At 33.9% G+C, this 20,566-nt stretch carries 15 protein-coding genes and 4 pseudogenes; 5 read left to right on the forward strand and 14 right to left on the reverse strand.

Annotation, left to right across the window (positions count from 1 at the left end):
* Positions 1–178: 178 nt before the first annotated feature.
* Complete coding sequence (locus RMB13_RS01905) at positions 179–1,054, reverse strand: inovirus-type Gp2 protein (protein ID WP_311084254.1); 876 nt, start codon at positions 1,052–1,054, stop codon at positions 179–181.
* A 549-nt stretch (positions 1,055–1,603) separates the two neighbouring features.
* On the opposite strand from RMB13_RS01905, the gene RMB13_RS01910 reads away from it, so the two are divergent.
* Both RMB13_RS01910 and RMB13_RS01915 read left to right on the forward strand, forming a co-directional pair.
* Positions 1,604–1,834 (forward strand): AlpA family phage regulatory protein, encoded by a 231-nt coding sequence (locus tag RMB13_RS01910; protein ID WP_311073672.1) that lies wholly within the window; start codon positions 1,604–1,606, stop codon positions 1,832–1,834.
* A gap of 1,147 nt (positions 1,835–2,981) precedes the next feature.
* Entirely contained in the window at positions 2,982–4,043 is a 1,062-nt protein-coding gene (locus tag RMB13_RS01915) for a hypothetical protein (RefSeq protein ID WP_311084255.1), read from the forward strand.
* Between the two features lie 57 nt (positions 4,044–4,100).
* Here the strand turns inward: RMB13_RS01915 and RMB13_RS01920 are convergent, their stop codons facing one another.
* From RMB13_RS01920 to RMB13_RS01935, 4 genes are all read right to left on the reverse strand, one after another.
* On the reverse strand, positions 4,101–4,274 hold the full coding sequence (locus RMB13_RS01920) for a hypothetical protein (protein WP_311084256.1): 174 nt from the start codon (positions 4,272–4,274) through the stop codon (positions 4,101–4,103).
* 500 nt (positions 4,275–4,774) lie between these two features.
* Positions 4,775–5,095, reverse strand: coding sequence for a hypothetical protein (locus tag RMB13_RS01925; RefSeq protein ID WP_311073677.1), 321 nt, complete (start codon positions 5,093–5,095; stop codon positions 4,775–4,777).
* A 5-nt stretch (positions 5,096–5,100) separates the two neighbouring features.
* Positions 5,101–6,453: an acyclic terpene utilization AtuA family protein gene (locus RMB13_RS01930; RefSeq protein ID WP_311084257.1), complete on the reverse strand. Its 1,353-nt coding sequence runs from the start codon at positions 6,451–6,453 to the stop codon at positions 5,101–5,103.
* Between the two features lie 12 nt (positions 6,454–6,465).
* The gene (locus tag RMB13_RS01935; RefSeq protein WP_311073681.1) at positions 6,466–7,764 is read right to left on the reverse strand and encodes a citrate:proton symporter; all 1,299 of its coding nucleotides are present in this window, start codon (positions 7,762–7,764) and stop codon (positions 6,466–6,468) included.
* A 249-nt stretch (positions 7,765–8,013) separates the two neighbouring features.
* Between RMB13_RS01935 and RMB13_RS01940 the strand changes: the two genes are divergently transcribed.
* Positions 8,014–8,919, forward strand: coding sequence for a LysR family transcriptional regulator (locus RMB13_RS01940; RefSeq protein ID WP_311073682.1), 906 nt, complete (start codon positions 8,014–8,016; stop codon positions 8,917–8,919).
* Positions 8,920–9,631: 712 nt separating this feature from the next.
* Here RMB13_RS01940 and RMB13_RS01945 read toward each other — a convergent pair.
* The 3 genes from RMB13_RS01945 to RMB13_RS01955 are packed head-to-tail and all read right to left on the reverse strand — an operon-like array spanning position 9,632 to position 11,219.
* A complete protein-coding gene (locus RMB13_RS01945) occupies positions 9,632–10,003 on the reverse strand; it encodes a hypothetical protein (RefSeq protein ID WP_311084258.1) in 372 nt (123 codons plus the stop codon).
* A gap of 32 nt (positions 10,004–10,035) precedes the next feature.
* Positions 10,036–10,716, reverse strand: a complete 681-nt coding sequence (locus tag RMB13_RS01950) for a macro domain-containing protein (protein ID WP_311084259.1) — start codon at positions 10,714–10,716, stop codon at positions 10,036–10,038.
* Positions 10,716–11,219, reverse strand: a complete 504-nt coding sequence (locus tag RMB13_RS01955) for a DUF4433 domain-containing protein (protein ID WP_311084292.1) — start codon at positions 11,217–11,219, stop codon at positions 10,716–10,718. Before RMB13_RS01955 ends, RMB13_RS01950 begins: the two co-directional genes overlap by 1 nt.
* Before the next feature lie 340 nt (positions 11,220–11,559).
* Between RMB13_RS01955 and RMB13_RS01960 the strand changes: the two are divergent.
* Positions 11,560–11,754, forward strand: a pseudogene (locus RMB13_RS01960) (integrase); the annotation flags it as partial.
* A gap of 8 nt (positions 11,755–11,762) precedes the next feature.
* Here the strand turns inward: RMB13_RS01960 and RMB13_RS01965 are convergent.
* Positions 11,763–12,365: an SLATT domain-containing protein gene (locus RMB13_RS01965; RefSeq protein ID WP_311084260.1), complete on the reverse strand. Its 603-nt coding sequence runs from the start codon at positions 12,363–12,365 to the stop codon at positions 11,763–11,765.
* 2 nt (positions 12,366–12,367) lie between these two features.
* Positions 12,368–13,672, reverse strand: a pseudogene (locus tag RMB13_RS21785) (SMODS domain-containing nucleotidyltransferase).
* A gap of 440 nt (positions 13,673–14,112) precedes the next feature.
* On the opposite strand from RMB13_RS21785, the pseudogene RMB13_RS01985 reads away from it, so the two are divergent.
* A pseudogene (locus tag RMB13_RS01985) lies at positions 14,113–14,350 on the forward strand (hypothetical protein); the annotation flags it as partial.
* A gap of 51 nt (positions 14,351–14,401) precedes the next feature.
* Here the strand turns inward: RMB13_RS01985 and RMB13_RS01990 are convergent.
* The 4 genes and pseudogenes from RMB13_RS01990 to RMB13_RS01995 form a co-directional block, all read right to left on the reverse strand.
* Positions 14,402–15,160 carry a type ISP restriction/modification enzyme gene (locus tag RMB13_RS01990; protein WP_311084263.1) on the reverse strand — a complete coding sequence of 253 codons (759 nt, stop codon included), beginning with the start codon at positions 15,158–15,160 and terminating at the stop codon, positions 14,402–14,404.
* Entirely contained in the window at positions 15,160–15,306 is a 147-nt protein-coding gene (locus RMB13_RS21790; RefSeq protein ID WP_409070784.1) for a type ISP restriction/modification enzyme, read from the reverse strand. Before RMB13_RS21790 ends, RMB13_RS01990 begins: the two co-directional genes overlap by 1 nt.
* On the reverse strand, positions 15,303–15,425 hold the full coding sequence (locus RMB13_RS21795) for a type ISP restriction/modification enzyme (RefSeq protein WP_409070785.1): 123 nt from the start codon (positions 15,423–15,425) through the stop codon (positions 15,303–15,305). Before RMB13_RS21795 ends, RMB13_RS21790 begins: the two co-directional genes overlap by 4 nt.
* Before the next feature lie 157 nt (positions 15,426–15,582).
* Positions 15,583–19,803, reverse strand: a pseudogene (locus RMB13_RS01995) (DEAD/DEAH box helicase); the annotation flags it as partial.
* Between the last annotated feature and the right edge of the window lie 763 nt (positions 19,804–20,566).

Raw genomic sequence — 20,566 nt, forward strand, 5'->3', positions numbered from 1 at the left:
GCTAAATTCATCTAACGTCTCCCAATTTGGTTGAATTACATAAGAAGACCAACTCGATAATTTTTTATTTTCTGTCTAAATAAGAGATAAGTAACTCTTTGATCATTACGCATTAACAGAATCCACCCCACCGAAGTGAAGTGAGTTCTATTCAATTTTAAACCTTAGTTTTTATCAATTACTGTCCTGTTCCAAAGGTCCTACTACCCGAATTAAGTTTGACACGCAATCGCTGATCGTATTTTTCTGGAGTAGCAAAATAAGGGATATATGCAATCACATTCTGACATTGCTGAGTATTAGCTCTCTCAATACGACCAAGAGCTAAAGTCCCTTTTTCTTCAAATCGAGCTTTGGTAGTAGGTTCATTGGGTGTATAGAAAGTACCTAGCCCATTCGTAATCTCTTGCCAATAATTCCCAACAGCTAAAGCAAGACCAAAATCATTCTGGTGTTTATGTCCATCGTAAATCAGCATTAAATGGCAATGGAATCCCGCTGAGTGTCCACCCTGCTCTAATGCCCAAACAAACCCCTCTAAATTAGAAAAACAACGGTCACCATTTGAAATCCGATTACGGAGAATTTTCATGTGCTGATCAAATAACTGGATATTTACTAAACTCTGTACATGATCTGGATATTTCAAATCCACGCGTACAATCAAAGAGCGTGATTTTTGCTGTAAAACACGCTCAATATATTCAGTTAGGCGTTGTTGATTCCGTAGCTCTTGCATTTGAAATGCATGACACTCATTAAGAACATTGGAGTAATTGGTTTGTATTACTTGACGTAAAGTCACCACTTGATGCTCTAGGAGCATATCTAATCCATCATAGCTTTGCCCTTGTAAATAACTCTCGATTAAGTGAATTAAACAAATAAAAATTTGAATGTGTTGGCTGTACCACACATTCGGACAATACTGAATATGAAAGGCGGGAATCAGTTCTTGTAACTCTCTAAGAATCTGATCATTACTGATTTGATTATTCTGGATTCTCTCGATGAAGCTTTCGATTGCAATGAGAGTTTGAGCTTGGTTAGACATTGTACTTACCTAAGTTAAGTTTAAATCATAGGTAAGTCATATCGATTATTTTTTAATGGTGATTACTTGCTCTATGCTTTTAGGCATTGAGCTTAGATAGTTTGAATAAGGTGAATTAGTTCTTCACTTAAGCTACAGGAGAATAGATTTCTAGATACATATTTATATGTTGAGCTACTAACACTGAAATGGATTAATTGTCTTAGGTAAGAATAGATCTATGTATTAGATAAGAATGAATCCAATAGATAAGAGTACTAGACAAGAATAATTAATATACCTGCCACTGGAAACAAATTCTTCTCACGACATTATGAAGAATAAGAAGGTTCATCTGATAGGAAAGCCTTACAAGAAATGAGATCCATAGCAAGCTAAAGTTACAACAAATCCCTTCGTATCAATCTAAGTAAAACTGAAGTTATATAACTCCCTAACGGAGATCTACTGAATCTAAATCAGGGAACCTCTTATACTCCAGCATTTATTTTTTATTGGGTTGCTCATGGTATGTGCAAAACGCACGCATTATTTTGAAAGGAATAAACCATGAATGCGTCAACAAACCAAACTGTCTTTGTAATGAATAAAATCATCAACCTAAGACAGGTTATTGATTTCACTGGTCTCAGTCGAGCAACTATTTATAACCTGTTAGATCCAAAATCTGAATATTACGATTCATCATTCCCTAAGCAAATTCGCTTAACTACAAACCGCGTAGGATGGTCAGCGTTAGAACTCAACATATGGATTGAATCAAAGCTAGCACAACGTTGAGTTGTGTTAGTCATTTGTTCGATAATAAATTATTGTGAAAATCTACGTTTAGAAGAGTTTCTCTCTTTATAATTAAGTTTCCCTCTTATAGATTTTTGAGACACGGGAAGAGAGTAGCATATGCAGTAAAGATCACGATGTGCTAAATAGAAGCACTAAGTTCTTAAATACTTTTTCAGATTTATTTTTGGAAGAGTAGTTTCTTCTTTCATAACTCTCCCTAAAGTATAAAAAATATTTAATTGAACAATTAAATTATTTTCATTTATCTAAAATCATTTAATAGCATAAAAGCTATATCTTCACCTTTTTTTAACACTCTTACTCATCCTGTTATTGAGATAATAAGCCAAACAATTTGAATCACCATCAAGGATAGAAAGATAAGGAGTTTCGCATAAATCTTCACCACATAAAATATCGACAGAAAGAGGAAGATCAAAGATTACATTTCTAAATTTATTTTTTTCATAAAATCTTAGGACCAATACAATCAATGACAAAGAATTTTAAAAATCTCAATAAAAATATATTAAAAAAATCACAACATTATAGTGAACATAAAAAATAACTTACAAATTACATTTACTCATCAAGTAACTGCAGAAAAATAAAGTTGTTTTATATAGTTATTTTAGAAAATTTAACAGAATTCCAGTTCAAGCCTAACATTAAATTCACACCTATAATCAATTGAATAGAAGAGTACAATGATTATTTAAAAATATAATAAAAACAACCACACAAATAGGTATCACTACGTGAGTTAATCTTTCAAAATCTCAACCCAATTAATTTTTTACTTTGAGTAATTATCCGATCTTTTCCTGTTTAGTATGAAATTGTTCTTTCTAGAAATAAAACGTATATTCCGACAAAATTACAAATATTGATAAATGCAAGTAAAGGTATCTAATAAATTCTTCAGAAAGCTGACCCATGAATTCAAACTAGCACCAAGCACCAAGCACCAAGCACCAAGCACCAAGCACCAAGCACCAAGCACCTTGTATAAAATCACAATAATATTAACTCTGTAAATCCACTGTATTTCTACAAAAAAACTACATATTTTTTATTTTCTATTGTCAGTTTTTCTATGTATTTCCCGTTATAATTAGGGAAATTAAGTTTAGTAGATTTTATAATGAAACAAGATTATTTAGAAGAAAGTATTTCCTTTTTCTCTGAAAACTCTAATCGCGAATTAGAATTTTTCTGGGTGTACTTCAGACCTGACTTAGAACCAAATATTCAGTACAACTATGATAATCATACTGCTCCATTACTCCCCCCTCTTGAAAAAATAAAAACAGACTTAACTGATCTTTTCAATAAATATAATGATTTAGAACCTCTCCTTATACAAATTAAAAAAATAAAAATAAATAGAATATTGGAGTTAAACCATATAAGTTGGATAAATCAGAAAAATGAACGTCAACTTAATTTTGTATTTTCAAAAATACAAAATGAATTTAAGGAACTAGCCATTAATAACTCATTTGATACTACAATTAAAGTTCAAAATAATAGATATTTTGATAATATTTTGAAATTTAAAATACCGCAAAAGCAAGATGAAAAAAACCAAAAAACAGAAGATTATACATTTACACCAACTTCTTATCAGATAAATATATCTATACCATTACCTTTACCAAAAAAAACATCTAGAAATAAATATGAAATTTTAATTTATAATATAGATTTATTAAATATAAATTTAGAAAAAAAATTAAAACTACTAGAAAAAATTCGAGAACAATGGGAAATTAGCATTAAACAAAACGATAAATATTATAGTTGGATAGATTCAAATAACATTGAGCAGATAAAATGGATTTTCAATTATTTAGAAAAAAAGGGGATGTATATGAAACATGGTTTTTATTTCAATGAGGAAAATTTTACTCCTTATAATAAGCTACTTATTATACTTGACAATATAAATATTCTTATTTTTTTTCAAGAAGAAATTGCCATTTTTAAATTTTTTGAAAAAATTAAAAAATCATGGAGTCAGCAAAATTATAGGAATTCAGGAAAATTAAGAAAGCCTTATCATCTTCCATTAACAAAAGCTGCTCAAACACAACTCGAAAAATTGGCAGAGCTTAAAAATACAAAAAAAGAAAATATTATTGAAGAATTAATAGCTCAAGAATATTCAAAATATACAGACTCGAATGGAAAATTTAAATATTAATAATATTAAAGAGCCAGACACAATGCTGGCTCTTTATAAACTATAAGTTTAAATCACTCAAAAATACCAAACTTGAGATTTCCAAATTACGCAACGCGTCCGTTGATTTAGAGGAAGAACATTACCTTCTAAATCAAAGATTCTAATAATTTCATTATTTGAATCACGCTGGCAATTCAAAGTAGCTTCGTCCCCTTCACTTTGCATAAGACGCACTAAATTTTTACCCATATTGCTAAACTCCTTTCTAGAAAAAGAGTTTAATCACTCATTTCATAATTAAAAGAGTAATGCGTCACTAAATGACGCTACACTATGCTTTATCTTTTCAATTGTTCATTTTAGATTCACTTACACAAATTCTTAGGCCTCGAAGTATTCTTAAGTTTCACGCAAAAGCTTATGCAAGAAAAATTATCCAATACAGTTAACTATACAAAGAAGCACTTTTGACTTTGTATCTTCACTTTAAAAATGAATTAATGATAGTTTAATAATACATGGATGAATTTTAACCAAAAACCTAGAGTCGTTTAAAGTGGTGATATTTCAACTATTCCAATCCAAGTTTTCATGAAGGCCAAATTACAGAGAAGAAATAATAGATAAAAAATAAGCCGATGTAAAAACAAAGGCTTATTAGAATTTGTGGAGAATACTTTTGAGATCCAACTCTACAAATACCATAAGATTAAACTATAGTCCTTAGGACTATTCTATATATTTGACTCTCATTTTAAATCTATATTTAAAATGGCAGAACATAAAGACTTACCATGGGCATCCAATGATAATGATCGAGTAACACCTCCTTTTAAAATTCCGCGAATTACGAAATTTAAAGCTCCAATTCTAGGAAGTTCATATCGCTCAATACTGAATTCATCTACCAAAAAGTGTTGTAAGGCTGGTTGTAATTGTCTAGCAATAAGGTCCGTAGTTAAAATTGCACATAAATCATCATAATCCTGCACATCAAATGCAATAACTGAAATATTGGAACTGTCGCCTTTATCTCCAGTACGGCTGTGTGCAACTTCATATAATTTCATATTTTTCATCCCATAATGACTTGAACTTGAACTCGATCACGAGATAAAAATGTTGATGCAACAGCCAGTACCTCTTTTACACTTTTTACTGCACCACCACCACCATAAGGTCCATTGGTATATAAAGATTCAACTTCGTTAGCTACCGCAACTGCATCATGTTTTTGCTGACAACGTGCGGCTACGCGTAATCGTACGTCCCAAGGATTCTGTGCTTCTTGAAGAGAATAGTCACCAAACAAAGAATCTACACCTATCATATCCGCTCGAATTTCATCGAACTTAACATCTGTTTGTTTTAAACGGCTAAGAACGATATCTCTAGCAAGTTTTGTTCGTGCTTTAGCATTTGGCCCACCATAAGAGATTTGTCCCTCGCCAATAAAACCATCAGAAAAACCAACCGTCACTTTAAGGTTTTGAGGTTTCTCATAGCCCGTCCCTCCATAAACAGCAACCTGATCTGGTCCAATTTGTTCAAAATAGACATTAGAAAAATCAGCTGTTACATCAGGAGTTTTATAAGCATTAGGTTGATGAATTTCATATAACAGTTGCTCTTTACAGGTGGCTTCACTGACTAAACCACCAGAACCTTCAACTTTAGTGATTACAGCTTGTCCTTGACGATCAACTTCAGCAATCGGAAAACCTAAACGGTCTAGGTTTGGCACATCCTTAACTCCAGGATCTGCAAAATAACCACCTGTGACTTGCCCTGCACATTCAAGTAAATGACCGATTAATGTGCCTTTCCCCAATTTATCCCAATCAGTATTTGACCAATGAAACTCATGGATTAAAGGTGCAAGAAATAAGGAGGGATCGGCTACTCGCCCTGTAATAATAATATCTGCATCTTGTGCAAGTGCTTCTAAAATTCCATCAACTCCTAAATAAACATTTGCAGAAACTATCTGTGAAGACAATTGCCCAGCACTTAGACCATTATCAAGAATCAGAGATTGATCAGTAAGCTCAGTCAATACATCATCACCTATTACAGCTGCAACCTTGATATCAGCAATCTTAAGTTCTGTTAATATTTCCCGAATTTTTTGGATTGCAGCGACAGGGTTTGCTGCTCCCATATTACTGATGACCTTAAATCTGGTTTTACCTTCTTTATCCTGAATAAATGGCAATACACCACGGAAACGTTTTTCCAATAGAACATCATAACCATCATTCGGATTTTTAAGTTTAGCTTGATTAGCCAAAGCAATTGTTCTTTCAGCCAAACATTCAAATACCAAATAATCAAGGTTACCTTTTTCGGCTAATTCAATAGCTGGTTCAACTCGATCCCCCGCATAACCCGCACCACTACCTATACGAATTTTATTTAAAATATTCATAATATTACGCCTTTAGAATGGAAATACGCCAAATACAGCCGCAGCAATTGTCATAATTACAGAAGCTGCAAATAAATATGGAATCGTATATTTTTGATGATCAGCTAAATCTAATTTACATAACCCAACAATCAGAAATGTTGCGGGTGTTAATGGGCTCACTGGAAATCCTGTAGTCATTTGACCCAAAATTGCAGCCTGTGCAACCTGTACGGGTTCAATACCAAATGCACTTGCTGTATGTGCAATAACTGGCAACACCCCAAAATAAAAAGAGTCCGGATCAAATAATAAAGACAGTGGCATTGCCACAATGCCTAAGGCAAATGGAATATGCTGCCCAGCACTTGGTGGAATAAAATTTACTGCATGTTGTGACATTTCTTTCAACATGCCCGTTCCTGTCATCACACCTGTAAACACGCCGGCTGCCAATAAAATGCTTACCATGCTTAAAGCAGCCTTTGCATGTGCATCAATACGTTGTCGCTGCTCATTGATATCAGGGTAATTAATAAGCAAAGCAGCAACTACACCAATCATAAACATTACGACTGGATCAATTTTGCCGCTGATCATTACACCTAAAACAAAAATTGTAATGAGAACATTTGGCCAAAAACGATGTGGGCGACGTAAAGCCTGACTTTGTTCATCAATGTCATATGTTAAGAAATCAGAATCACCGGAAAGATTTTTTAATCCAAGGCGTTTTTCTTCTTTTTTTCCTAATAGATAAGCTACAGTAAATGTAAAGATCAAACCTATTATCTGGACCCAGATTAAAGGTGTAAAAATTTCTGTAACCGGAATATTTAAAGAAGCAGAAGCACGAATGACTGGCCCAGTCCAAGGTAAAAAATTAACCCCACAAGCCAAAGATGCTACACAGGCTAAAACCCGTCGATCCATTCCCAACTTATCATACAACGGCAGCATTGCAGGAATCGTAATAAGAAATGCCACCGCCCCTGAACCATCCAAATGAATAATTAAAGCGAGAAGCGCAGTTCCCACAGTAATTCTCGCTGGCTTTAAACCAACGGTTTTCAATATACGGTTAATAATTGGGTCAAGCATTCCCGCATCAGTCATGATGCCAAAAAATAAAATAGCAAAGACAAACATCCCTGCCATTGGGGCAATATTTTTAATTCCTGAAATAATAAATTTACTGGTTTCTAATCCAAAGCCACCAAGCAGTGAAGCTATGATTGGAATGGTAATTAATGCAATTAATGGTGATAACTTTTTTGTCAAGATACTGACAAATAATAGAATAATCGTGATTAATCCTAATCCTGCTAACATAATATTCCCTTTTATTAGCTCCTATTTTCACTTTTATCCTATGTGTTTTTATACTTTCACTGAATCAATATTATTCAAATTTAGTATTCGATTTTTCTGAATATAAAATAAAAAAGTATCTTGGATATTATGTTTTTTCTGAGATATGAGTGTTAAATTGAAGAAAATTTAACTTTAAAAAATAAATAATGTATCTTTGAGCTTTAGAAAGCCTATTAATTTAAAATTTCTGAACAATGGAATGTAGTAATGAAACAAGGATTAAGGCACATCAGAGCATTTCTCACTGTCGCTGAACTCAAAAATTTTGCACGAGCTGCTAATAAATTATGCATATCACCTTCAACGCTTACTCTACAGATTCAGCAACTAGAAGATGAACTTCATTTAAAGTTATTTGATAGAACTCGTCATAGCGTCAAAATTACCCCAGAGGGACAACAAATGATCATTCCTCTGAAATCAGTATTATTAGAATATGAGCACGCATTGGAACTTAGTCAAAATATTTCCGAACATGTATTAGGAACAATTAATATTGCCGTTTTACCAACGATTGCCAGTTCATTACTACCATGTTGGATTCAAGAATTTAAAAAAGAATACCCTCTAGTCAAAATTGTAGTACATGATTTAAATGCAAATGAAATTCATGGGGCTGTCAAATCTGCTGTAGCTGATATTGGTATTGGTACTATTGAGACTGTTGATCCTCACTTAGCTTTTTATCGTTTATTTGATGATGAACTATTAGTTTTTTCCCCAGAGGGGCATGATCTACAATTCAAAGAACAAATCTATTTTAGGGATGTCATTTCGTTCCCTCAAATTGTTACCATGCCCGGAAGTAGCGTGTATAAGACATTTAATCGTGCTCTTGAAAATATTGATTTATCAATTGAAAATATTGATGTCGCATGCGAAGTCAGATATTTAACTACAGCAATAGGGCTCATTAGTTCCCATATTGGCATCGCTGTTTTACCCGAATCTACCCCAATATCACTATATGAGAATAAAGTAATTAAACAAAAAATTATTGATTTCCCATTTAGTCGAACCATTAACTTGATTAAACTAAAGTCTACACATCAATCTATTATTACTGAAAAATTTATCAAGATTGTTCTTAATACATTTAAAGATATAGGCTAAATTAAGTAATCCTAATTTAGCTCTTTCTTATCCCTAATTTCATCCTAGTCTCACATTTAAATAAAAATTATTTAGTCAAAAAACACTTTAAACTTAGGCTATCTATGAAAGTTACTTAAATCTATTCAGAATTTCGCCACCCTCGCTCGGAACGGCCCAGAAGTCACTCAGCTATAACCTTAAATAATAGTTTGTTTTCTAGAAGATCAAATTAAACTCAATTTACCTACTATCCAAAGTCATCTAAATTATTCTTATTTTGACTATTCCAATCCAAGTTTTAATGTGGGGTAGTATGAGGGGTAAAACAACAGACAAAAAATAAGCCCTTGTAAAAACAAGGGCTTATTTAGAATTTTGGCGGAAGCGGTGACAGTCATACTAAAGAAATAATATACTGATAAATAAAAATAAATAATTACACTATTAATATTTTACTACCATTTTTACTACAATAAAATTTCACTATTTTTTTATGTAATTATTCACAACCAATCATGTTTCATGCTGCCCTATTCTATGAAGTACATAAGTCAGGATAATCTCATGCACCACTCAGAACAATCATACATCAGACAAGTTGCTATACGAATTCTTCAACATTCCGATGACTTCGCCAAAAACCTTGACAAATTTACCCAATGCTTAATCTTACTCATTTTGATCTTAAGTACTTTATTTCCTAAAAAAGAGAAAAGTCTAATACTAAGATTTAAGTTACTTTTGTATGGGAATACGCAAAGCCATCTAACTTTTGCAATGCAAACTGAATATGCTCTGCTTTGAACAAATCAGATTTTCTTTTTGCCCAACGTTCACCAGCACTCCAGTTCGCTAAACCGTCCTGAATTGCTTCAACATTAGGTTGATAACCTTCTTTATAAATGAGCCAGTCTACTGTTGCCAAAAGCTCCATACCGAATGGCGATTCAAAGCCTTCAATCAATGTTGCGGCTTCTTCTACAGTAGCCATATAGTCTTTTGCTTCACTTATCAAATAAGCCTGAACTTTACTTTTCTGCTGATCATTGAACCATATTACATCTAAAGGATCACAATCAGGAATACGTTTATCTGATTTCAAATAGCTACCGTCCATCGCATTCAACAAATGGTCTAAGTAGCAGCATAAGGTCCATAATAATTCGCTTGGAAATTCAATTTTAATTCATTCGATAGTTGTTTCTGTTCAACAACTCGCTGTAAAAACCATGCTAATTTTTGGATTTCTAATAAACTACATTCAATCCCTAATACCCAGTAACGACGCACTAATTCTGCAATCATAGCTCGTGCAGGTGTAAGTTGAGATATACCTGTTTTCTTTGCTACGTTTTGATACTGTGTAGTGGGTTCAAAAATCAAGATATCTACATGTTCTAAATCAGATAATTCTGTCTCAATTTTTGATTTAACATTACTCCAATTTAATCCACCATTACCTGCACCTAATGGTGGAATTGCAATAGATTGGACTTGATGTTCAACTATAAATTTTTTGAGGTCCTGCAAACCCTCTTCAATCCATTGAAATTTGGATTTATCCCGCCAATGCTGCTTAGTTGGAAAGTTAATAATCCAACGTGCCCCCATTAACTCATTTGTTTCAGTCACAAACATTTTTCCAGTCACAACTTGCCCAGCTTTACATGCTTGACTATAAGCAGCCATGTTTTTTGGAAAACGCTCCTTAAACATTAAAGCAATACCTTTCCCCATGACACCAACTGTATTCACGGTATTCACCAATGCTTCTACAGGAGCATCTAACAAATTTCCGGTTGTATAACGAATCATTAGAAATACACCCCTTGTCTTACATGCGCAGGAATATTGACATTTGCTTGTTGCAACCACTGTTCTATTTGAACTTTGCCTTCTTTAGTATAGCAGATCACCCTAATCAATGCTTTTGTCGGGCAGTGTTGATGAATTAATGCTTCAGCTTGATAGCGTTCAAATTTTGCAGGATCATCCATATCTCTTTGAAAATCTCTTGTTTGCAATATAGACCAATCAATTTTATCTAAATCTGTATAAAATTCACTCCATTGATAATAGGCATGGCTATTTGTAAAAACAAAAGGAACTTGCTGTTGTTGTAGCTGATACAAACTAGCAACTAAAATAACAATTTCATCATTAGTACGTTGACGTACGCCACCACGACCACTTTTTATATTCAGTAACATTGGAGGAAATGGCGTGAAATAAAATGGAATATAATCACTTAGCACCCCCTTTATTCCAACAGGAACAGGATGCTGTCGCCGTTTCTCAATCAGTTCTGGACTACCTATCTGAACCCAATTGGCACATTGTGTTGAACTATTATACTATGTAAACCATTTTGTAGTATCCACGGAATATTGTCACGATGCACAATACGCCAAATCAATGCTTTTTGCGGATTGAGTACATCACTATAATTTCGTCCAACCATCTTGCACTACAATGAAAATAAACCTGATAAAACATAGCATAGATTCAGACTCCCCCTCTATAGTTTTAATATAGGCCGAATATGTCTGTTTTTTATATCCATAAATAAGTGTCCACTTATTTGTTAGTGGACACTTGAAGGATTGGACTGCTAGAAAAGTAATCATTCACCAGATGCTTATTGTCCACTTCCACATTATTGACCCAAAATAAAATCGAGTCATTACTCCCCATAGTTTTCGTTCAACTTCCCGTGATTGATCAGCTGACAAAACTGATTATCCCAGTGAAGTCTGTGAACATGTATCCATAAGCTACCTGATGAAGTTGAAGCAGCATATTTACGTGGAGCTTATCTTGAGATAACGTAAAGGATTGATGACTGATTGGGCAATCATATATCATGCACAAATAACCTGCAGCCAAGTATTACAGTTCAAAAAGACTGCAATCCCAATTACAAAAGCACCAAATACAAAAATAAGAGATAGAGGAATTTTATCTCTTATGAGTCTGAATTTTAATTGCTCATCTATCCAACTGATTTGATGTTCCCCAAAAAATTTGTAATGAGCATACCAATTGCTAAAAAGTATCTGTTTACTTATGCAAAGAGGAAAATATCTAGTTTCTATATCTTGTAACCTAGCTTGATAGGCAAATACATCTGAATTATCAGGTAAACATTTAACATCAAAATATAATGATTTCAACTCATTAAAAAGCTTCGTTAATTCTGTGCCTGCATTCTCATACCTATTTTTGTCTTTATCGTAAAAACTGATGTACAGTCCACATATACCGATGATTACAAAAATAGCAGAGACTAATTTTGTTGAAAGCGCGTCAATTACTAGTCCAAGAATACCGACAGCCGTTGATATAAATCCAATCCATCCTGGTAACTTCTCAATAAGATCATATGTTGCAAAATTTTTTTTTGCTCCGAATCCGACGTTATATCCTGTTTCAGCAATATATTTTAAAAGCCCCGCTTTATTCATTTTTAATCCTCAATGGGTACATGAATACGGTCACGGGCAACGACCACACCATTCTGAATGATGTAACATTCAACTAAATGCTCGCCATTGAAGCTCGAATATTCTTCAATACTTTTATTTCCATTGTCCTCAATAATTTGCCCACGAATACAGTTACGTCGTTTAGCCTCTTTACCTCTATTTAGAATTTTCCATTTAACTGAGTAATTTTGTAAATTTGTTGGCGTTGTATTTTCCTCAATATAAAAACTTAAGCTGCGACCATGATTTAACTTTTTCTTTCTACGTTTAAAACCTCTTAAGAAATCAATAAACTCCCCATCTTTTGTTACTCTAGACTCAATTTTGAGCTTATAGCGAATATCTACAGGATATCGATCTTCAATAAATTGTTCTGTATGTTCATAGCGCATATCGTCGATACGAATAGACATACTCGCTTTTTGACTTGGCGCTTTAGGGAAATTACGACCATAGATCATTCGCCACTTAGAATAAGCTTTATCATCAGTTCCTAATGAAATTGCTTCTAAACAAAGATCATAAGCATCTTGTGCGACATCTTGAAATTTAGCCTTAACCTTTACATCTTGATTGCTACCCAAAGCTTGATAATGATCACGATCAGGCTGATCTACTAAATATTTAAAAAATCACGACTTAACCAATCGTAATATAGATAACTCTTATCATCATATTCTGTTGTAGATTTTATGAAATTATAAGCTAGCGTATCAATGAGTAATCCTCCCATTGATATACCATGCTTATTTTTCCATGCACGTACCATTTTGCATAAACGACGTAAATTTCGATTCTTAGCATCATTCATGACTTTCATTTCATCAATCTCTGCTTGTGGCTTTGTTATCTTCCAACTTCCCCCATTATAAGTATCAGGATACTTATAAGATCCGTCCTCCTGTTTAAAAACAGGTTGTACTTCAACATGAAAGTTAGTGTATTGAACACACACGACTAAACGATCTACAAAAACTGTAGTTCGTGGGTAGCGCTTTAAAATTGCATCTTTCGTATCTTGTAGAAGTTTTAATTGCCCACTGTCCTTATAACTCTCCCATTTTGAAGAATGGCATGATATACAACATGTCTAGATCAGAAATACCCTCTATTGCAGTCCAACGTCCATACGACCCCACTTGCAAACAATTATCAGTTTTAGATTCAGTGCTACGGAATTCTTGATTTAAAGCCTTAGTAATCTCTTGATATCTACTTGTAATTTGATCTTCATTATCAATTTTAAGGTTACTTAAAAAATCTTGGAACATTTGTGAAACTGACATAATTTAACCTTTTAATTCAAGATAATTATATAGTTTCACTTTAGCATATCCGAATGTGTTTAAAATATAATAAACTAATTCATACGACAATTTATGACGCACAACTCAAATGTAAAACTTTAACTTTTATAATTCTCAAAAAGAAAGTTCACCAATTACTGCAAGCATTACTGAATATCCTGAACATGGTCAAATCATAATTCTGTTGATGTTACACTGACTTTAATTTATCCGTGTAAAAACCCTCAACAATATTTCCTCCTCTTTCCTTCCCACCTCAAAGCTGGCATTAGCATATCTATGTCGTGCTATATGGCAGAGAATTGAAAGGGTTGGTTATTCTGAAAGTGCGTATGAAAGCTGGCAAAGAGCATCAAATGCCTCTGTCAAAACCAGCCTTTGAATTATTAAAATCCATTCAGGTAGACACGTAATCTCCAGGCTATATTGCCCCTAAACAAAATCAAGTGATTACAACTCATTGTTTCCGTTCTACATTCCGAGACTGGTCTGCTGATAAAACTGATTATTCTCGAGAGGTCTACGAGCATGTGCTTGCCCACAAACTCAGATGAAGTAGAGGCTGCCTATTTGCGTGGAACCCATCTTGAAAAGCATAAAGCATTGATAGCTGATTGGACAATGTTTTTGCAATTTCCCAATCTACAACACCATTAGAGGTCAGATAAATTAATAGTGAATTTCTGTGAGAAGCAATATAAGTTCAACCTAAATATCTAATTTTGGTAAATCTTTAACAATCTTCATTGTCTCCAAACTTACCGTAATCACACGCAAAAACAACTCAAGCGAGTATGCCGCATTATTCATTGTTTCAATAGCCCAATCATTTGCATCGTTTACGATACTGCTCTCTTTATGCGTAGAAACGCCTTGACGCTCCATAACCCACTCAAGTGCAGACTTCCCATTTACTACATATTCATAAGCTTCCAAAGGAATATTTCGAATCGTAATTTTTGAATTATAAACTACCGTTTCTTTCTCACCTTTTTTTGCGAATTTCATTTTTTCAACATAGAAATCATCATCTGTTAACTGTTCATAGGCTATATTGCCCGTATCTAATGGTGCTGGATAAGTGTCTACATTTTCATAATTCAAATGCCAATATGCTAAATCACGACCTGACTGACTAAACACCCAAAAGTCTTTGGCTTGTTTAACACATGGGATACGGGGTAATTCTTTAGTTAAATTATCTGCAAAGCGTGCACGGTAATCTTCACTATGAAGTAAGCCATAAACATAGTAAAAAATATCTTCTTTCGTAATGACTTCACCAGGATAAGCTTCTTGAAAATGCTCTAATCCTGCATCGCTAATTCCATCTTTACGAACAAGCTTAGGCTGCTTTTGTTGCATATTTACTTGATCATTATCAGTTTGGCTTTGAACTTGTTCTGTAAATAAATCACCTTGTGATTTTTCAAACAACTCACCTTGATCTAATGTGTTTTGACTCATTACTTGTTCTCCTCTGTTTCGTATAGGTACAAAGGAAAGCATTGCACATCTCCGATTAGATGCAGATCTGGAATCATATCTGTCATTAACACTGAAAAGCCTTTGTTGCCAGTTATCGTCAAACATATTGCAAGATTCTGGCTCATTTGTTGCTCCTCTCGTTGTCTGTTCCGTAGAGATAGAGTGGGAAGCACTGTCCATTGGCTTGTAGTTGTATGTCTGGAATAGTGTCCGCCATAATAACGGAGAAGCCCCTGTTTGCCATTGTGGATATACAGATAACAAAGTTCTGAGGTTGATTTGATGGTCTTTGGGGTGTATAATTTGCGTTGCGTTGCGTTGCGTTGCGTTGCGTTGCGTTGCGTTGCGTTGCGTTGCGTTGCGTTGCGTTGCGTTGCGTTGCTCAAAGATTCAACATTTAATTGTTCTTCATAAGTATAGAGTGGGAATCCCTGTCCTCCCGAATGTTGCATATTAAGATCGGGAATACTATTTGTAATAATCGCAGAGAACTCTCTACCGCTATTTCCAGTTCCACTACAATAGATTAATTTATTACTTATTAATTCTATTGGAAACATATAAGGCATTTGATACGTTCGCTCAATTAACTTTTTATAATAAAATAAATTAGTTTTACTAAATGGGCGATACAAACTATGACAAAAATATTTATCTTCTTTTTCCAATAAAGAAGATCTATTAAGTAATGATTTTAATCCATCGCTCCAACTAATTTTAGTACTATCATAAGTTAAAGCAAACTTATCAAAAGCAATATTCTCTTTATTAAACCTTTTTAATTCAGAATTATAAGTATTAATCAATATATCGATACTTTCATCCAATTTTTTCTTTGAAAAATTATATAGCCATGCATCTCTCCCTGTAGCAATTCCACGAGAATGATTCTCAAATAAAGAAATAACAGTTTTGTCTTTTTTATTTCCCATCCCAATATATTGACTAAAGCTATCATCACGTTGCTTTACCCAATCATGATGCTCATCTGGAGTAATTTCTTGCCAACCAATAGTACCTTCAATTCCATTGATACTTTTGAACTCTGAGATTTTTTCTAATTTTTGCTCGCGAGTTAAATAATCACCAATATCATGGAAATAAATTTTCCCTTGATGTGCTGCATGAGGATTTTTCACTAGAATTGAAATTGCAATGGGTGCACGACTACCGCTACCAAATATTTTCCCACCCTCTTGGCGAGACTTTTCTCCAGAAGTTCGTTGGTTTCCTCTCAAATGAAAAATATATAAAGAACTAAATTCTTCTACTAAGCATTTTCTCAAACCATCTGCAGTATTTGCATCAATCCACCCAGCATTCGTCACAAATCCAATTACACCTTGCTGTTTAATACGATCACTTGCCCAACGAATTGCTCGTATATAAGAATCATATAGTGCATTTTTATTAGTAGCTTTTGAGTTTTCCGCATAGGTAGTACGAATACGTTCATCAAGCAATGGATATTTTAAATTTGCATTATTATCATTTGCTGAGTCTTGCCCTGCTGAATAAGGGGGGTTCCCAAAAATTACCCGTATATCTAATGCTTTTTGACGTTTACGACGCGCACTATTATCCACTAAGACTTCACTAATCAAATCATCCTTTTCAGCCATTTGAAAGGTATCTGTTAAACATATCCCTTTAAATGGTGAATATTCATCTATAATTTGACTATGATAAACAGCCTCAATATTAATTGCTGCAATATAATAAGCGAGTAAAACAATTTCATTCGCATGAATTTCATTTTTATATTTATAAACTAACTTATCTTGCGGAATTAACCCACTTTGCAATAGTCGAGAAATAAATGTCCCCGTACCAGTAAATGGGTCAATAACATGAACCCCTTCATCGGCAAAACTTTTACCAAATTCTTTTTGTAAAATATCATTGACACTGTGAATAATAAAATCTACAACCTCAACAGGCGTATATACAATCCCCAAACGCTCTGTCATACGAGGGAAAGCATTACGGAAAAATTTATCATATAACTCAACAATAATTTTCTGTTTAGCTTCCGCACTATCAATATTAGCAGCTCGTAATTTCACACTATCGTAAAAACGTTTTAATGCTTGAGTTTCGCTATCTATCTGATGTTGATCTAACACATCTAAAACCTTTTGCATTGCAAGTGCCATAGGGTTATTAGAAGCAAAACTATATTCATCAAATAAAGCATCAAATACGGGTTTAGTAATAAGATGCTGAGCTAGCATTTCAATGACTTCATCATCACTAACCGCATTGTTTAGATCATCACGTAATTCATTTGCAAACTGCTGAAATACTTCTCTTTCATGAATACATTCAGGACGTTTTAAAATATCTGTTATTAACTTGATATGCGTTTGTGCAATTTTCGCAATATCGTTTGCCCAATCTTCCCAATGGTGTTTATTTCCTACCTTTTGAACAACTTTAGCAACAATTGCCCGTTCTATTTCTGTAGATTCAAAGCTAAAAGATTGCTGCGTTTGTTCATCGTCTTGTTCTCTTTTTGGTCTTGGTGTTTTACCAATAACTGTCCCACCTTGACCAGCACTTTGTTTTTTAGTTTTCTTTGCAACTTTATTAGTGATCGCAATCACTTCCATTTTAGAACGATCAATGCCTGTCAAATCCATTTTATTGATCATGGCATCAAAACGATCGTCATGAGAGCGTAAAGCCTGTAATACTTGCCACACAACTTTATAAGTTTGATTGTCATCTAATGCTTTATTCGGTTCTACACCTGGTGGAATTACAACAGGCAAAATCACGTAACCTTTGGTCTTATTCGGTGCTAAACGCATCACGCGTCCAACCGACTGCACTACATCGACTTGTGAATTACGTGGAGTCAAGAATAGCACAGCATCAAGTGCTGGAACGTCTACCCCTTCTGATAAACAACGGACATTACTTAAAATACGGCAAACTGGTCGTTCATTACCATTTTCATCAAATTGCTTTTCAGGATTAGCTTTGAGCCAATTAAGCTTTTGTTCTTTTAAATCAGCTCCCATTCCACCATCAACATGGTCAGCTTCACAAACTAATTGATGTGAAATTTCATTTCCTTCTTTGGCTTCTGCTTCCTGATAAGCTTCTACAACTTGCTGAAAAATACTTGCAATATTTTTCGAACTAACTTGATGTTTTCGGGCTTTTTGAGATTGTTCGATGACCTGACAAAAAGCCAAAGCTCGTTGCATTGGGTCTATATCTTCCGCAGTGTCAGCATGTATCCCTTGTTTAGATAAAGCCTTCCAACATCCAACAATACGAGCTGCATCATCTACAACAATTTCATTACTATCCGTAATGGTTTTACCAATCTTTTCAATAATCGTATCTGAATCAACAGTTAAAACAATAACTTTGTAATCAACAAGTAAACCTAATTTAACCGCTTCTGAGAAGTTAATTGTATAAAGAGTTTCACCAAATAATTTAGTGTCATCCATTGAGTACAAAGTAAAATCTTCTGCTTTATTTTTTACATCATCAGAATATACACGGGGGGTTGCTGTCATATACAGACGTTTTTTCCCGAGAATAAAACCAGAGTCATGAATTTTGACAAAGTTTGAATCATTTTCACTATCATGTGTTGCACCAGTTGTTCTGTGTGCTTCATCACAGATAATTAAATCAAATTCCCCCATTCCATAATCATTTTGGGCATCACTAATAGTGTTAATAGAATGGTATGTAGAAAACACAACTGTCATGTGTTCACTATCGTGTAAATTTTCTACTTTTTCTCGTAATTTTTTAGCATCTGTTGTTGCTGGATACTGAAGTTCATGTGCTAGTGTCGTAATCTGATCAATAATAGAATTCTTTTCTTTCTTTTTACCTACTTCGCTATCCGAACATACAGCAAAACTATGCAGAGGCGTTGTGGACTCTTGTGTCCATTCCGTCAATGTTTGAGAAAGCAATGATAAGCTTGGTACTAAAAATAAGACTCGTTTTCCTTTACCTGCACATTCTTCTGCAATTTTTAAACTAGTAAAAGTTTTTCCTGTGCCACAAGCCATGATCAGCTTGCCACGCTCTAATTTTTGTTCATATAAGCCTGCTTTTGCATATGTCAAAGCTGCCTTTTGATGTTCTCTTAATTGTTTTTTTTGTTTAAAAACAACCTGTTTCTTATCTGCAAACTGTGACCAATCAATCTGACTATTTTCTAAAGTAAATAAGTCAATTTTAATTACTGGTGGGTCTTGATTATCTAATGCGTCTAAAGCATTGACAGACCAATTATTAGTTGTGCTTACAATAATACGATGCGCGAAGTATTTTTTACTTGCTGCGGTAAAGAAGCTATCTATATCTGTCTTTTGTAATTTATAATTTTCTGCATAGAGTTTACATTGAATTGCATAAAACTCACCTTCATTGGTGGTTGCAACTAAATCTATACCTGTGTCTGTACCTTTTAACCCTTGCTCAAATGCCCAATCAGAATACATCTGTACATTGGTAAATAAATCAGCATAATAAGATTCATTTTTAAAATATTGGATGCAAAGCTGTTCAAAATACGTTCCTTTTTCTCGTTCTGTTTTTGCTGTTGTTCTAAATGTATCTATCAATTGAAAAAAAGATGACATATCGTCCCCTAAACTAAAACTATTATTGTCGCTAACTTACTATTGTACTGATAAGTAAAAAATTGGACAGATGGTATTTAAAATTTTTCTATCCAGAATAAATAAATTACCGCTATGCTAACAATATATAAATATCCTCCTTGTCTTATCCATATCCAAACTTCTCTCCTTTCTGCTATGCAGCATAAGGAACTAAGGTATTGGCTGCAACTTGAATATCGGTTTGTCCACCAAGAGCACCTGTAACTGCCATCGTCACTGCATTCAGCGCGCCCACACACCTGAACTCTTATAAATAAATCGCATTTTGGCGATACAATGGTACATGATCTGCATATTTACTAATAAAGGCATGAACCAATAATTCTATTGTAGGTATGCTTTTATCAATTACCATTACAGGCATTGGTTCTTGTTTATGGGCATTTTTATGTTTTTAAACAAAGCCAGTTCGTATTTCTTGTTGATCATTTCTAGGAGTTTGTTCTTTTGTTTAATCTTTTCTTGTTTTGCTACACGTTGATGATTCGTAACATTTAGCTTTTCATTTTTATAAGCAACTGTTGAGCAAATTCCAGCAACTGCTCTGAAGACAAATGTGATAAATCTGGTGAAATGGTTTTATTCATTCATCCAGTATAACTAGATGGATGAATAATAATGAATAGTACTTATAGGGAATTGTGAAATAGAAATACTAGAGTAAATTTCGGTGACTACGTCTTCTAAACCAATTCTCTTCCATGGCAGACCCTGAATGAGC

Source organism: Acinetobacter sp. V102_4 (assembly GCF_031799005.1).
GTDB classification, from domain to species: Bacteria; Pseudomonadota; Gammaproteobacteria; order Pseudomonadales; family Moraxellaceae; genus Acinetobacter; species Acinetobacter calcoaceticus.

What these genes read in the sequence shown, in the direction of transcription:
- RMB13_RS01905 (WP_311084254.1), bottom strand. Translation starts at nt 1,054, where the DNA reads ATGTCTAACCAAGCTCAAACTCTCATTGCAATCGAAAGCTTCATCGAG.
- RMB13_RS01910 (WP_311073672.1), top strand. Translation starts at nt 1,604, where the DNA reads ATGAATGCGTCAACAAACCAAACTGTCTTTGTAATGAATAAAATCATC.
- RMB13_RS01915 (WP_311084255.1), top strand. Translation starts at nt 2,982, where the DNA reads ATGAAACAAGATTATTTAGAAGAAAGTATTTCCTTTTTCTCTGAAAAC.
- RMB13_RS01920 (WP_311084256.1), bottom strand. Translation starts at nt 4,274, where the DNA reads ATGGGTAAAAATTTAGTGCGTCTTATGCAAAGTGAAGGGGACGAAGCT.
- RMB13_RS01925 (WP_311073677.1), bottom strand. Translation starts at nt 5,095, where the DNA reads ATGAAATTATATGAAGTTGCACACAGCCGTACTGGAGATAAAGGCGAC.
- RMB13_RS01930 (WP_311084257.1), bottom strand. Translation starts at nt 6,453, where the DNA reads ATGAATATTTTAAATAAAATTCGTATAGGTAGTGGTGCGGGTTATGCG.
- RMB13_RS01935 (WP_311073681.1), bottom strand. Translation starts at nt 7,764, where the DNA reads ATGTTAGCAGGATTAGGATTAATCACGATTATTCTATTATTTGTCAGT.
- RMB13_RS01940 (WP_311073682.1), top strand. Translation starts at nt 8,014, where the DNA reads ATGAAACAAGGATTAAGGCACATCAGAGCATTTCTCACTGTCGCTGAA.
- RMB13_RS01950 (WP_311084259.1), bottom strand. Translation starts at nt 10,716, where the DNA reads ATGATTCGTTATACAACCGGAAATTTGTTAGATGCTCCTGTAGAAGCA.
- RMB13_RS01965 (WP_311084260.1), bottom strand. Translation starts at nt 12,365, where the DNA reads ATGAATAAAGCGGGGCTTTTAAAATATATTGCTGAAACAGGATATAAC.
- RMB13_RS01990 (WP_311084263.1), bottom strand. Translation starts at nt 15,160, where the DNA reads ATGAGTCAAAACACATTAGATCAAGGTGAGTTGTTTGAAAAATCACAA.
- RMB13_RS21790 (WP_409070784.1), bottom strand. Translation starts at nt 15,306, where the DNA reads ATGAGCCAGAATCTTGCAATATGTTTGACGATAACTGGCAACAAAGGC.
- RMB13_RS21795 (WP_409070785.1), bottom strand. Translation starts at nt 15,425, where the DNA reads ATGGCAAACAGGGGCTTCTCCGTTATTATGGCGGACACTATTCCAGAC.